The 14,266-nt window shown below is 51.2% G+C and carries 10 protein-coding genes; all 10 read left to right on the top strand.

From position 1 onward, the window contains the following. The first annotated feature begins 2 nt into the window (after nt 1-2). The 10 genes from ACSR9A_RS28165 to ACSR9A_RS28120 all read left to right on the top strand — a co-directional run bounded on the left by ACSR9A_RS28165 (nt 3) and on the right by ACSR9A_RS28120 (nt 14,200). Nucleotides 3-782: an SDR family NAD(P)-dependent oxidoreductase gene (locus ACSR9A_RS28165; protein WP_473761474.1), complete on the top strand. Its 780-nt coding sequence runs from the start codon at nt 3-5 to the stop codon at nt 780-782. A 23-nt stretch (nt 783-805) separates the two neighbouring features. Continuing rightward, entirely contained in the window at nt 806-1,903 is a 1,098-nt protein-coding gene (locus tag ACSR9A_RS28160) for a mandelate racemase/muconate lactonizing enzyme family protein (RefSeq protein WP_473761472.1), read from the top strand. A gap of 17 nt (nt 1,904-1,920) precedes the next feature. Beyond that, nucleotides 1,921-2,694 (top strand): SDR family NAD(P)-dependent oxidoreductase, encoded by a 774-nt coding sequence (locus tag ACSR9A_RS28155; protein ID WP_473761470.1) that lies wholly within the window; start codon nt 1,921-1,923, stop codon nt 2,692-2,694. Between the two features lie 41 nt (nt 2,695-2,735). Further along, on the top strand, nt 2,736-3,653 hold the full coding sequence (locus ACSR9A_RS28150) for a fumarylacetoacetate hydrolase family protein (protein ID WP_473761468.1): 918 nt from the start codon (nt 2,736-2,738) through the stop codon (nt 3,651-3,653). A gap of 52 nt (nt 3,654-3,705) precedes the next feature. Continuing rightward, the gene (locus ACSR9A_RS28145) at nt 3,706-6,030 is read left to right on the top strand and encodes a glycoside hydrolase family 95 protein (RefSeq protein WP_473761466.1); all 2,325 of its coding nucleotides are present in this window, start codon (nt 3,706-3,708) and stop codon (nt 6,028-6,030) included. Between the two features lie 188 nt (nt 6,031-6,218). After that, nucleotides 6,219-8,528 carry an AraC family transcriptional regulator gene (locus tag ACSR9A_RS28140; RefSeq protein ID WP_473761464.1) on the top strand — a complete coding sequence of 770 codons (2,310 nt, stop codon included), beginning with the start codon at nt 6,219-6,221 and terminating at the stop codon, nt 8,526-8,528. 33 nt (nt 8,529-8,561) lie between these two features. Beyond that, nucleotides 8,562-10,205 (top strand): extracellular solute-binding protein, encoded by a 1,644-nt coding sequence (locus ACSR9A_RS28135; RefSeq protein WP_473761462.1) that lies wholly within the window; start codon nt 8,562-8,564, stop codon nt 10,203-10,205. A gap of 351 nt (nt 10,206-10,556) precedes the next feature. Then, a complete protein-coding gene (locus tag ACSR9A_RS28130) occupies nt 10,557-11,492 on the top strand; it encodes an ABC transporter permease (protein WP_473761460.1) in 936 nt (311 codons plus the stop codon). Between the two features lie 18 nt (nt 11,493-11,510). Then, on the top strand, nt 11,511-12,434 hold the full coding sequence (locus ACSR9A_RS28125) for a carbohydrate ABC transporter permease (RefSeq protein WP_473761458.1): 924 nt from the start codon (nt 11,511-11,513) through the stop codon (nt 12,432-12,434). Between the two features lie 98 nt (nt 12,435-12,532). Then, entirely contained in the window at nt 12,533-14,200 is a 1,668-nt protein-coding gene (locus tag ACSR9A_RS28120; protein ID WP_473761456.1) for an extracellular solute-binding protein, read from the top strand. The last annotated feature ends 66 nt before the right edge of the window (nt 14,201-14,266 follow it).

The raw sequence follows: 14,266 nt of genomic DNA, 5'->3' as shown, positions 1-14,266 counted from the left end.
TTTTGCGATTTAACGAAAAGGTCGTGCTGGTCACGGGCGCTGGCTCTGGTATCGGTGAGGCATGCGCAGCGATGTTCGCTGCCGAAGGAGCATGCGTCGTCATAGCGGATTTGAATGCTGCGGAGGCACAGCGAGTGGCGGATGGACTGCTTCAAACAAATAAATTTTTGAAAGGGTTTCCAAAAATATTAGCGCTTCAGGCCGATGTCTCACGGGAGGAGTCCGTTGCTTCGCTAATAGCTTCAACACTGCAAACGTTTGGACGGCTAGATGTGCTTATTAACAATGCTGCCATCATCTGTCCGAAGCCCATCGAGGACATCGACGAACAGGCTTTCGACCGTCTGTATGCCGTTAATGTAAAAGGCGTTTATCTAATGATCAAGCACGCCATCACCCATTTGCGCAGCTCGAAAGGGGCAATCGTCAATCTAGCATCGTTGAATGGCCTCATTGGACAGCGGAACAATGCCGTATACGCTGCCTCCAAGGGGGCGGTTATCGCTATGACCAAATCGCTGGCCCTTGATTTTGCTCCAAGCGGCGTCAGGATCAATTGCGTATGTCCAGCGGGCGTAATGACGCCGCTGCTGGAAGAATGGGCTCAGCAGCAGGCCGATCCTATAGCAGCGCATCGCACTTTGGACGAGATGCACCCGCTCGGACGTCCGGCCAGTTCAGCCGAGATTGCCCAGGCGGTGCTCTATTTGGCATCAGAGCAGGCTTCCTTCATTACGGGTGTGGCGCTCCCGGTCGAAGGCGGCGCATCGCTAGGCTACTAACTTAAAGGGCAGGAGACTTAAAAATGAAAATGACAAAGGTAGAAACCTTCGTGCTGCATGTTCCGATTGATCCGCCAATTACAGATGCAATTAACGTAGCTACGCATTGGGGGCTGGCGGGCGTTCGGATTTTTACAGATGAAGGTTATGTCGGCTATGGATATACGGGCACTTGCGCGCATGGGGACGATATGATTGTCGATACGATCGAGCGCTATTACGCCCCGGAGCTAATCGGCAAGGACCCTTTTATGGTGAAGGAAATATGGGATACGCTGCGTTATGGAAAAATGCACTGGATTGGCCGTGCGGGTATTGCCCATATGGCGCTTGCGGCGGTAGATATTGCGCTTTGGGATATTATGGCGAAAGCCTCGAACAAGCCGCTGTGGCAGTATCTTGGCGGGCATAAGTCAACTGGAATTAAAGCCTATAACACGAACGGCGGCTGGCTGAACTGGCCTTTGGAGCATTTGCTGAAGGATGTAACAGACATTGTCGAGCAGGGCTTCACAGGGGTGAAAATTAAAGTGGGCAAGGCTGATCCGCATGAGGATTACGAGCGGGTGAAGGCGGTCCGTCAGGCTATTGGCGACAAAACTATTTTTATGATCGACGTGAACCAGCAATGGAATATCAATACGGCGATGACGTGGGGGAAAAAGCTGGAGCCATTCGACCTGTTTTGGCTGGAGGAGCCGCTTAACCCGGACGATATTATCGGTCACCGGAAGCTGGCAGATGCGCTCAATGTGCCGATCGCACTTGGCGAGCATGTTTATTCCAAATACGCGTTCCGCGATTATATCCATCAGGGGGCGATAGAATATTGCCAGGTTGATGTGACCCGAGTTGCGGGCATTACGGAATGGCTTCAGGTAGCGGGGCTTGCCGCAGCCTATGATATTCCGATCTGTCCGCATGTGGGCGATATGGGACAAATCCATCAGCACTTGGTCGCAGCGACAGCTGGAGCGATTATGCTGGAGTACATTCCGTGGATTAGAACCATTTTTGTAGAGCCGGCTACAGTCAAAAATGGGTTTTATGTGCTGCCGGAGCTGCCGGGAGCTTCGACCGAGATTATTCCTCGTTATTTTGATCAATATCGTATCAGATAACTGAAAGGGGCAATCCGATGAAACTGCATGGCAAAATAGCGCTCCTGACAGGAGCAGGCTCCGGCATTGGAAAAACGACGGCAGAGCGGTTTGCGAAAGAAGGGGCTGCAGTTATCGTTAATGACATTGACGAAGCGAAGGGATTGGAGACCGTCAAAGCCATTCAAGCTGCTGGAGGAGAGGCATTGTTTCTGCACGCTGACGTGACGGATGCGGACTCCGTGCGCTCCATGGTCGAGAAGGCGATAGCAGCGTATGGTGCCATCGATATTTTGTTCAATAACGCGGGAATTAGCGGGGTAGGGGCTATCCATGAAATTGAACCGGAGGATTGGGACCGTGTGGTTCGGGTCAATCTGCGAGGCGTGTTCCTGCCCACCAAATACGTGCTTCCCTATATGATGGAACGCCGAAGCGGCAATATCATTCATATGTCCTCTTGCATTGCGGAGATGGGCCTCGCACGAAGAGCTTCCTATTCGGCAACCAAAGGGGCGGTGCTGTCGCTCGCCAAATCAATGCAGGTCGATTATGCCAAATACAATATTCGGGTGAACGCTGTATTGCCTGGAACGATTATGACGCCGTTTGTCGAGCAATTTTTGAAAAGCTCGTACGAGGACCCGGATGCGGCAATTGCAGCCATCAAGCTGAGACAGCTTGGCGGACAATTAGGGAAGCCGGAGGATGTAGCGAGCGCGGTACTATTCCTTGCCTCCGACGAGTCTTCCTTCATGATGGGCTCTCCGCTTTATATTGATGGAGGCGTCGTCTTCGGCAAGGATGCATAATCGATGCGTTAACCATTTTGTGATAAAGGCGGTTGGATGAAATGAAGCTGGTAACGATTGATACGGCCGGAGTGTATCGTCTCGGTCTTAAGGTGAACGACGGCATATTGGATATTCAGGCGGCACAGCGATGGCTGCCTGAACCTGCTATTCCTTCAGATGTCATGGAGGTTATTGCGGGCGGCGCTCAGGTGCTTGCGCTGCTAGAAACATACGCTGTGCGCGTTATGAAAGCGGCAGAGCAGGCAGGTGCGGCGTGTGGAAAGCTTATTCTAGCTGAGGACGAAGTGAATTGGGGGCCTTGTGTCACTCGTCCAGGCAAAATCATTTGCGTCGGCCTGAACTACAGACAGCATGCAGTGGAGACCCATGCGCAGATTCCGGACTACCCGATTCTGTTCAATAAGTTTAACAACACGCTAACTGGTCATGGCAGGGATATAGCCTTGCCGGAGCGGGTAACCACGCAGGTCGATTATGAGGCGGAGCTTGTTATCGTCATTGGCAAGACGGCGAAATATGTCAGCGTGGAAGAGGCGCCCCGGCATGTTTTTGGCTATTGCTGTGTCAATGATTTGTCAGCACGCGACCTTCAAATGCGGACGCCGCAGTGGCTGCTCGGCAAAAGCTGTGATGATTTCAGTCCGCTTGGCCCTTATCTGGTGACAGCCGATGAAATCCCGGACCCCAATGCGCTCGCTATAAAATGTACCGTCAATGGAGAGCTCAGGCAGCATTCCCATACGAGCGATATGATATTTTCCTGCGCCGAAATGGTCAGCTATATTTCCCAGCATATGACGCTGTCACCGGGCGATATTATTTTGACTGGAACGCCAGAGGGTGTTGTGCTTGGCTTGCCAGAGGAGCAGCGGGTTTACTTGCGCCATGGCGATACGGCAACGATTGAAATTGAAGGCTTAGGCAGCTTGACCAACCGGTTTGTGAGCGAGGTTTAGCATAGTCCGTTCGTGAACGGCACATAACGACATTGTTGAAGGATGATGCAAAGTGAGTCAAGCGAAGCTTTGGTATAACGGTCCGGGCGAGGACTGGAAGCAGGGTTTGCCGATCGGCAACGGCCGGATTGGCGCCGTTATTTATGGCGGCAGCGAGCAGGAGACATGGTGTATGACGGAGCTGACGTATTGGTCTGGAAAGAAAGAGCGAATAGTTGGCAACGGAGGAGGGAAAGCAGGGCTTCAGCAGATGCGGGAAGCCTTCTACAAAGGAGATTATAAGGAAGGAGACCGGCTCGCCAAGGAGCAGCTGCAGCCGAAGAAGCAGAATTTTGGTACCAACCTCTCGGTTTGCGATATGGTGATGAGGTTCGGACATCAGAGTGAAGAAGTCATTCGCGAGCTCGATATGGAGCACGCGATGTCTGCGATGTCTTATTGGAGCGCTGACCAAACGTTCACCCGCGAAGCTTTTGCGACTAATGTAGAAGGGATCGTGGCAGCGCGGTTTACGGGCGAGCAGCCAGGGAGCATCAGCTTCACGCTTGGAGTTACGGGCCGCTCAGGACCGTTCGCGGCTGTCGTGGCTGGTGATGATACGATTGCCTTTCATGGGCAAGCAACGGAGGATATGCATAGCGACGGCACATGCGGTGTATGGTGCCACGGTCTGGTGAAGCTAGTCGTGCAGGGTGGCAGAGTTCAGAGCAGGGCAAATGAGCTTGTGGTGACAGATGCAGACGAAGCCTATCTTTATTTTGCGATGAATACGGATTATGGCCAAGAAAATGAGGACTGGAAAGCAAGAAGCGGGGAGCAGCTAGCAGCCGCTATCGCTAAAGGCTATGATCAGTTGAAAGCCGAGCATATAGCGGATTATCGCTCGCTTTATGCCCGTGTATCTCTGGATCTCGGAGCATCCGAGGCTGCTGCGCTTCCGACAGATGAACGTATGCGGCGGCTGCGGCAGGAGGGCCATGACGATGCAGAGCTTATCTCTTTGTTTTTCCAATATGGCCGTTATTTGACGATAGCTGGATCACGGGCAAATTCGCCGCTGCCGCTGCATTTGCAGGGCGTATGGAATGACGGGGAGGCGAACCGGATGGCCTGGAGCTGCGATTACCATCTGGACATTAATACGCAGATGAACTATTACCCGACGGAGATCGTCAATTTGGCGGAATGCCATGTTCCGCTTATGCACTACATTGAACGGTTGGCGGAAGCGGGGAAGCTTTCTGCACAGGATTTCTATGGCTGCGAGGGCTGGGTCGCACATGTATTCTCGAATGCATGGGGCTTTACCGCACCTGGCTGGGAGACGGGCTGGGGGCTTAATGTCACAGGCGGATTATGGATTGCCATGCATTTGAAGGAGCATTATGAATATGGGCTGGACCGCGCCTTTCTGACGGAGCAGGCTTACCCGGTTTTGAAGGAGGCCGTCGCCTTTTTCCTTGATTATATGGACGTCCAGCCAGCCAATGGCTGGCTAGTGACAGGGCCTTCCAACTCTCCAGAGAACAGCTTTTATCCCGCGGATCGGGAGCAGGGAGCGCAGCAATTGTCGATGGGCTCGACGATGGATCAGGTGCTGGTACGGGATTTATTCAACTTTTGTCTAGATGCGGCTAAATTACTCGGAACGGATACAGAGCTTCAAGCGAAGCTGGAGCATGCGATTGCTCTATTGCCGCCGCTGAAGGTCGGCAGCAGAGGACAGCTGCAGGAATGGCTGGAGGATTATGAAGAGGCGCAGCCGGAGCATCGCCATCTTGCTCATTTGTTTGCCCTTTATCCAAGCAACCACATCACTCCGCGCGATACGCCTGAGCTTAGCGCAGCCGCAAGGCAGACGCTGCTGGGTCGAATGACCGATGAACTGGAGGATATTGAATTTACGGCGGTATTGTTTGCAACCGGGTTTTCTCGCCTATATGATGGGGACCGCGCATTGTGGCACATTAACCATCTAGTTGGCGAGCTCTGTTTTGATAACCTGCTAACGTATTCCAAGGCGGGGGTTGCCGGGGCAGATACGAATATATTTATTATTGACGGCAATTATGGCGGTACGGCGGCGGTGGCAGATACGCTGCTGCATAGCCATGCAGGAGCTATTCATCTGCTGCCTGCCCTGCCTTCGGCGTGGCGATCAGGCTCCTACAAGGGCTTGCGCGCGAAAGGCAGCATCGAGGTAGATGCCGCATGGGAGAACAATAGGCTGACAGAAGCCACGCTCTACGCTCACGCCTCGGGACCGGCGATCGTTCGGTTCGGCGAGCTTGCCGTGAAGGTTGAGCTTGAGGCTGGTCAGGCTTACAGGCTTGATGCCGGGCTGCAAATATTGGAGCGTATAGCTATAGAGCAGTAGGGCAGTAGGGCAGTAGGGCAGTAGTCTGGTTCTCCACTATATGAACGATAAAGACAACTACGCTCTCGTATAAAGTAGTTGTCTTTTCGCATCGTTAGGTTATGATGTAGGTGCGGCCGTTTTTGGAGCTCGATGGGCATGCTTTCGTTATTTATGAAAGCGCTATTATATAGAGGGGTGGGTTGGCTGTGCCCAAATATACGACTATTTTTCGCAAGTTTCTGGTGTCCTACTTAATTATATTGATCATTCCGAGCATAGCGGGTTATGTGTCCTATCGCACCTCGATTTCGGTAACGCAATCCATTTCCATCGAAAATAGCGTGACCCAGCTGCAGCGAAGCCAGGAAATATTGGAGCGAAGGATGGTGGAGGTGGAAGGCTTCACCCGCCAGCTTGCCTTGAATCCCGATCTGAATAAGCTTATGAACGAGCAGAAAAATGGAGATGAAATCAACGTCTATGGCATCTGGAGCATGGTGAAGCAGGTTACGCCGTTTAGCCAGACGAATGATTTTCTGCAAAATTATTTTATATATTTAAGCAATTATGACGTAATATTCACCCAAGGCTCTGCCTACTTCCGTCCGGAGCATTATTACCAAAATTTTCACTACACGGATCTTTCGCTCGATGAGTGGAAGGAAGAGGTGCTTGGCAGAACGCATAGCAGCGAGATGATGCCGCTCCGTTCATTTATGAGCAATAAGAAGCAAAGCGCGGTTGTGACCTATATGCAATCGCTGCCACTCGACAGCTTCAGCGGTTCCTCCCCAGCTACAGTCGTTGTTATGATCGATGAGGAGCATATTTCCAATCTGCTTGCTGGACTGGAAGACCGCTATGGCGGTTGGGCTCATATTAGTGATGCGAATGGGAATACGGTAGGGCTGCGGGGAATAACGGAGGAAGCGGCAAGACAGATTTCCACGTCCACCGAGCTTGACCAGACAAAGCGCAGCCAATTTTACCATGACGATCTTGTCATTACGATTCAATCCGATACGAGTGGCTGGACTTATCGCGCAGGCATACCGCGTCAGGTGCTGATGGAGAATGCGAATCAAATCAAGCATATGACTTGGCTAGTGACCGGCATTGCTTTAGTGCTCGGGCTGCTGGCGGGGCTGCTGCTTTCCTATCGCAACAGTGCGCCGATTAACCGGCTGCTTGGCGTGATGAAGGAGCATTTCGGCAAGGACGGTTTCGCGGAGCGCAATGAATATGATTTTTTACAGGGCAATATTTCGATAATGATTACGAGCAACCGGCAACTGGAGCTTGAGCTTGAACGTCAGCTACCGCTCGTTCGGGATGGCTTTCTCAAGCGCCTGCTGGCAGGTGAATTTCGTACGCTGGAGGAAGTTGTAGCTGCTGCGGCTCAAGCGGACGTTAACCTTGCGGGAGGTGAGGGCTACGTGGGCATTTTGCGAATTAACGGCTATTCTGGCATGGATAGCATCGATATATTAAAGGAGCTTTCAGCGGCAAGGCTGATTATGAAGCAGATATTGTCCGAAACCGAGGAAAGCTTGTTGATGACCGATCTTGGCTCGGACCGTTTAGTTATGCTCTGGCTGAATCAGGAGGAGCAGAAAGCCCAGACGAGCGGCGCCGATCACCGTAAGCGGTTAAATGAAGCGCTGGAGGGGCTTGCTCGGACAGCCTATTCCGAATACAAGATTTCGTTGTCATCAGCGTTTGGAGAATGCTTCCAAACGCTGATGGATGTTAGCCATTCGTTTGAGCAGGCAGGGCAAACGCTGGAGTATACAGAGCTCTCAGGCAAGCAAAGCATACTGTGGTTCAGCGATTCCGGCCGGGAAACAGCGACCTATTATTATCCACTAGACATGGAGCAGCGGCTGATCAGCACGATTCGTGCAGGCGAGGCTGAGGAAGCGAAGCGGATCATGTCAGCGGTGATGGACAAAAATTCGGATCAGCACCAGCTAGCTCCGGAAATGAAGCAGCAGCTTGTCGGCGAGCTGAAGGGAACGCTGCTTAAGCTGCTGGATCAGAAGGCGCTCGTCCAATCGGAGCTGCTCCCTACGCTGAGGAATCAAATGATTGGCATCCAGGCAGCAGATATGCTGCCGGACATTCAGCAAGAGATCGACGGCATTATTGAAGCATTGTGCGGCATTATTAACAGCAAGAAGAATAATGCCCATATCCAAACGGCTAATGACATCAAGCGATTTATTGCCGAAAGCTTTAGCGATTCCGAGCTGACCTTATACCGGATCGCCGAGAAGGTTGAGCGTCCTGAAAAATATATTTCTCAGCTATTCAAGGAGGTGACGGATATGAATGTATCCGATTATTTGGAGATGGTCCGAATTGAGCGCGCCACCTCGCTGCTTCGCACAGAAGGCTGTACGGTTGATGAAATTGCCTCACGCGTCGGCTACAATAGCTCACATTCCTTCCGCAGAGCGTTCAAGCGGGTAGTGGGCGTGGCGCCAAGCTCTTACAGGCAGTCCATCCATATTTAGACGCACATTAGGCGCCGAAGGAGTGAAGGGAAGATGAAGCTGGGCCGCAGCGGCATTGCTGTCTTTGTGCTTATGCTTGCGCTTGCGGGGCTGTTGCTGCTCGTCTCATGCTCTACTAAAGAGAGTAAATCTGTAAGCGGAGATGAAGGCGAGCAGAATGAAGCGCCGACGGAGCTGCATGTATTTGCTTTGCAGGAGCCGGGAATAGAGCTTGGAACCAATGATTTCACTCGTTATCTGGAGCGAAAATTTAACGTGCATTTCAATTGGGAAGTTATTTCAGCAGACGGGGCAAGGGAAAAACGGCAAATATCGCTCGCAGGCGGCGACTATCCGGATGCTTATTTTCTGACGGCGTATATCGATCAATTTTCACAATCGGACCTGCTTAAGTACGGCAAGCAGGGCATAATTTTGCCCCTAAATGAGCTAATCGCGAAATATGCGCCCCATGTGCAAGCTGCTATGACGGAGCATTCGGAGCTCAAAGCGCTCAGCACAGCTCCTGATGGGAACATTTACGGCCTGCCAGCCTATAGCGAATGCTTCCATTGCTCCTATCCGAACAAAATGTGGGTGAATGACAAATGGCTCGCGAAGCTGGGGCTGGACGTACCGGCGACAACCGAGGAATTTAAGAAAATGCTGGAAGCGTTCAAAAGCTCAGATCCCAATGGCAATGGATTGGCTGATGAGGTTCCGCTCAGCGGCTCTACCGAGGATTTTGGCGTCCGAATGATTCCGTATTTGATGAACGGTTTTATTTATGATGATGATCGCCATTATTTGCTGCTGGAAGGTGGCAAGGTTGAGACGGCTGCGGATAAGCCGCGTTGGAAGGATGGGCTAGCGTATATCAGGTCGCTCTACAAGGGGGGCCTGATTGATCCGGGAGCTTTTATTCAAAATGCGGAAGCTTTAAAAAGAATCGGCGACAATAGTGGAGCACCTATGCTAGGGGCGTCGGCAGGGATGCATCCCGCTATTTTCGCAGGTGAGAGATTGAACGATTATGTGCCGATCCCCCCGCTTGCGGGACCTTATGCTTCCTATGCTACCTATCAAGGAGGCGGTATGCAGCCTGGAGCCAAGTTTGTCATCACAAACCGGGCGAGCAAGGAGGCACAGCGCAAATTAATCGAAATCATCAACTATATGTATACACCAGAAGGACAAACGACGTCCCAAAATGGTATGGAAGGTATCGGCTGGCGCAAGCCGCAAGCCGGAGAGCAGGCGCTTGGTGCAGGCGTCAAGCCGTTGTTCACAAGCCTTATTCTGATCAATGAAGCGAAGTCGACCAATTCCGGCTGGAGCGGAATGGCGCATCTATATATGCCTAGGGAGTATCGCGATAGCTGGGTGGTGGGAAGGGATATGTATACGCCTGATGGCTATGAACGCAGGCTTTATGAAGCCACAAGGCTGTATGAAGGACATGAGCCTACAGATATTTTTCCGATCTGGATGTTATGGCTGGACCCGGCCGAAGCGGACGAGGCTGGCATATTGCATACGAATTTAACCAATTATATCGAGCAAAGCACATTGCGCTTCATTACAGGCGATTGGGACTTAGACAAGGATTGGGACAGCTACACAGCAGGTTTGTATGATATGAGGGTTCAGCGATACGTAGAGATCATGCAAAGGGCCTATGATCTTTATAAAAAATAACAGACTCCTATAATGAAAAAATAAAACGTGTAAATCGGCTGGAAGCAGAGCCGGTTTTTTTCTTATGTCCATTATTGCCAAATTGGCTGGGACAAAAGGTTAATTCAGACCAAGCGCTCGTTGTAGTACCCAGCTCCACGTACTCTCCTTAGGCTCCCCGCCAAATGTACGGCCCCATGGGCAATTGTCCCCCCTAAAACGGCGTTATTGTACGCTAAACGACGCAAGTGTACCTGTCGCAAGCAGGGCTGAATCCCCTATCATCAAATCTATAGAAAGCGCTATCATTCATCGTCAGACAGCGAATTAGGGGGGATTGTTCTGGAGAAAGAGGTTGTATGGAAGCATCGAATGTTAAACGTCGGTGTCAAGCGAAGAGTGTCGGAGGAAGCTCGCAGAAGCTTAAGGAAACATTGGCAGCTTTATTTGATTGTTATACCGCCGGTGTTGTTTTTCCTTATTTTCAAATACTATCCGATGCTTAATGCGGTGCTGGCGTTCAAGGACTATAACGTCATTAAAGGGATCTGGGGCAGTCCGTGGGTAGGCTTCAAAAACTTTCAGCTGTTTTTTGACAATCCGATGTTCTGGCCGCTCGTCAAAAACACGATTTACGTCAGCGGCTACCTGCTGCTCGCCGGTTTCCCGGTGCCGATACTGCTGGCGCTCATGCTAAATGAGGTCGGCAGCGGAAGATTCAAGCGGCTCGTCCAGCTCGTTACTTTCGCGCCGTATTTTATCTCGACGGTCGTGATGGTATCGATCATTATGCTGTTTCTCGCTCCGCGGCTGGGCTTTGCCAATGTGGCTTTGAATTTTTTTGGTATGGACTCCATCAATTTTCTCGGCGAGGCCAGCATGTTCCGCTCGATCTATGTATGGTCTGATATTTGGCAGACGGCAGGCTATTCGGCGGTCATTTATTTGGCGGCGCTCGCGGGCATTGATCCAACGTTATATGAGGCAGCCAAAGTGGATGGCGCTTCGCGCTTTCAAAAGATTGTGCATGTGGACATTCCTGGCCTGCTGCCGACGATTACGATTATTCTCATTCTGAATGTGGGCAGCGTGATGGCAATTGGCTTCGAAAAAATATACCTGCTGCAAAATCCGCTGAATATGGTCAATTCAGAAATTATTGCTACTTATGTGTATCGAATTGGGCTGCTAAATGCCAATTACAGCTTTGCAACCGCAGTCGGCTTGTTTAACTCGCTTATTAATTTGGTGTTATTGGTTACGGTGAATGGCCTAGCCAAACGCTTTACGAAATCGAGTATCTGGTAGAAGAAGGGGAGTACGCCTATGGCAGCGACAAAATCAGCAATGCAGCAAAAGCCGTTCAGGCTGAAAATCAGAGAATCGGCTGGTGACAGGCTATTTCTATTCATCATCTACACGGTACTCTCACTTGTGCTGCTCGCAGTCATTTATCCGCTTATTTATATTTTGAGCAGCTCCATCAGCAGTCCGGCAGCGGTGACTTCTGGCCGTGTCTGGCTGTGGCCCGTCGATATTTCCTTCCGCGGCTTCGCGGTGCTGTTCAATACCCCGCAAATTATGACGGGCTACGGCAATTCGTTGTTCTATACGACGGCGGGAACGCTGATCAGCGTGACGCTTACGGTTATGATCGCCTATCCGATGTCACGCAAAAGCTTTTTTGGCCGTGGCGTTATTATGATGCTGATCACGTTCACGATGCTATTCAGCGGCGGCCTCATTCCAACTTATATGGTGGTCAAAGAATTCGGCATGATCGACTCGCGCTGGGCGCTGCTCATTCCGAATGCGATCTGGGTATGGCAGGTAATCATCGCCCGTTCCTTCTTCCAGTCGTCGATTCCCGATGAGCTGATGGAGGCGGCGGAAATAGACGGCTGCAGCGATCTCCGGTTTATGCGCAGCATCGTCCTCCCACTGTCCAAGCCGATACTTGCCGTGCTGTTCCTGATGTATGGGGTGGGCCAGTGGAACGCTTATTTCGATGCTCTTATCTATTTGAAATCAGCCAATCTGTTTCCACTCCAGCTTGTGCTGCGCAGCATCATCATTATGAACAATACCGCAGGCGTGACGGACGCCCTTAAGCAGGTGGAGCGTCAGCAGCTATCCGAGCTGCTGAAATACTCGCTGATCGTCGTAGCTACGCTGCCGGTGCTTATTATTTATCCGTTCGTACAGAGGTATTTTGTGCAAGGCATGCTTGTCGGCTCGGTCAAGGGCTGATGATGAACTGGAGAATGAAGGGAGGTGAGGCTTGGTATTGAAAGCGCAAATGTAAGAAAGACAACTATTATTATGAGATGAAAAGGGAGCGAACAACAATGAAGAAGAGACTGTTAGGCCTGCTCGCCATCGCAGTGGTCGTTAGCATGATGCTTGCTTCATGCTCGCAGAACAATAAGCCCGCCAGCAGCGCGACCAATGCGCCTGCTTCGCAATCGGAAGAGACGGGAAGCACCGCACCGGTTGAAATTACGATGTTTGCCGTGCAGGAGTCGGGCATCGATCTGACAACTAACAAGTTTACCAAATTCGTGGAAGAGAAGTTCAATATTAAGTTTAAGTTCGATACGACGCCACCGGACGGGGCAAAGGAGAAACGCCAAATTTCGCTCGCGAGCGGCGATTATCCGGATGCTTACATGCTTCCGGGCTACATCGATCAATTTTCGCAGGCTGATGTTTTGAAATACGGCAAGCAGGGCGTAATTGTACCGTTAAACGACCTGATTGAGCAATATGCGCCGAACATCAAAGCGGCCATGGAAAAAGACGCAGATTTGAAAGCGTTTAACACGGCGCCTGACGGCAATATTTACGGTCTTGTCGCATACAGTCAATGTTTCCATTGCTCGTATCCGAACAAAATGTGGATCAACACGAAATGGCTGGATAAGCTCCAGCTTGAAATGCCGAAGACGCCGGAGGAATTTAAAGCGGTGCTGAAGGCGTTCAAAACCCAAGATCCGAACGGCAACGGAATTGCCGACGAAGTGCCGCTCAGCGGCTCGATCGAGGATTTTGGCGTACGAGTTATGCCATTTCTGATGAACGGCTTCGTCTACGATGACGATCGCAACTATTTGAACCTGACGGGCGGCAAGGTTGAATCGGCGGCGATAAAGCCCGAATGGAAAGAAGGTCTGGGCTATATCAAATCCCTGTATGATGAAGGGCTGATTGATCCGGGCGCATTTGCACAAAACGCGGAAGCGTTCAAAAAAATCGGCGAAAACGGCGATTCGCAAATTTTGGGTGCGGGAGCGGGCATGCACCCTGCTATTTTCATAAATATCGACACGGGCAACCAAAACTCAGCTGATTACAACCCTGTACCGCCGCTTACTGGACCGCATGGCTCCTACGCAACGCATGATGGGGGCGGCGTAGCTCCAGGTGCCAAGTTTGTGATTACGAATAAAGCATCCGAGGAGCAGCAAATCGCCTTAATTAAGCTGGTCGATTATATGTTCACGCAAGAAGGCCAGACGAATGGCGCCTCCGGCATGGAAGGCATTGACTGGAGAAAACCAAAGGATGGCGAGGTTGCGCTTGGTGAAGGCGTGACGCCGCAAATTGCTACCATCCCTGCCGCTGAAGGCGAAGCCCCTCGCAATGCGGGCTGGAGCGGAACCGCTCATTTCTTTATGCCGAAGGAGTACCGGGACAGCTTTGTTCAAGGAACGGATATTTATGATTCCGCCAGCTATGAGCGCAGATTGTATCAGGCCACCCTGCTGTACCAGGGTCATGAGCCGAAGGAGCTGTTCCCGCTGTGGTCGATCTGGGTCCATCAGAACGAGGTGGATGAAGTGAGCATTTTGCAAACGAACCTTAAATCGTACATTGAGCAGAACGCATTGCAATTTATTACCGGCAACAAAAGCTTGGAGAAGGACTGGGACGCTTATGTGAAAGGCTTGAAGGACCTGAAAATCGATCGTTATTTGGAAATTTTGCAGAAAGCTTATGACACGTCGTTCAAGTAATACTGCGGATATAGCATATGTTGTGGATGAATCAGATTCTGCAACGCCGAACTCACAGGATCAGGT

This window comes from Paenibacillus sp. R-74696 (assembly GCF_055814915.1).
Note: the sequence above shows the minus strand (reverse complement) of the source record. Positions and strands in the feature narration are given on the sequence as shown.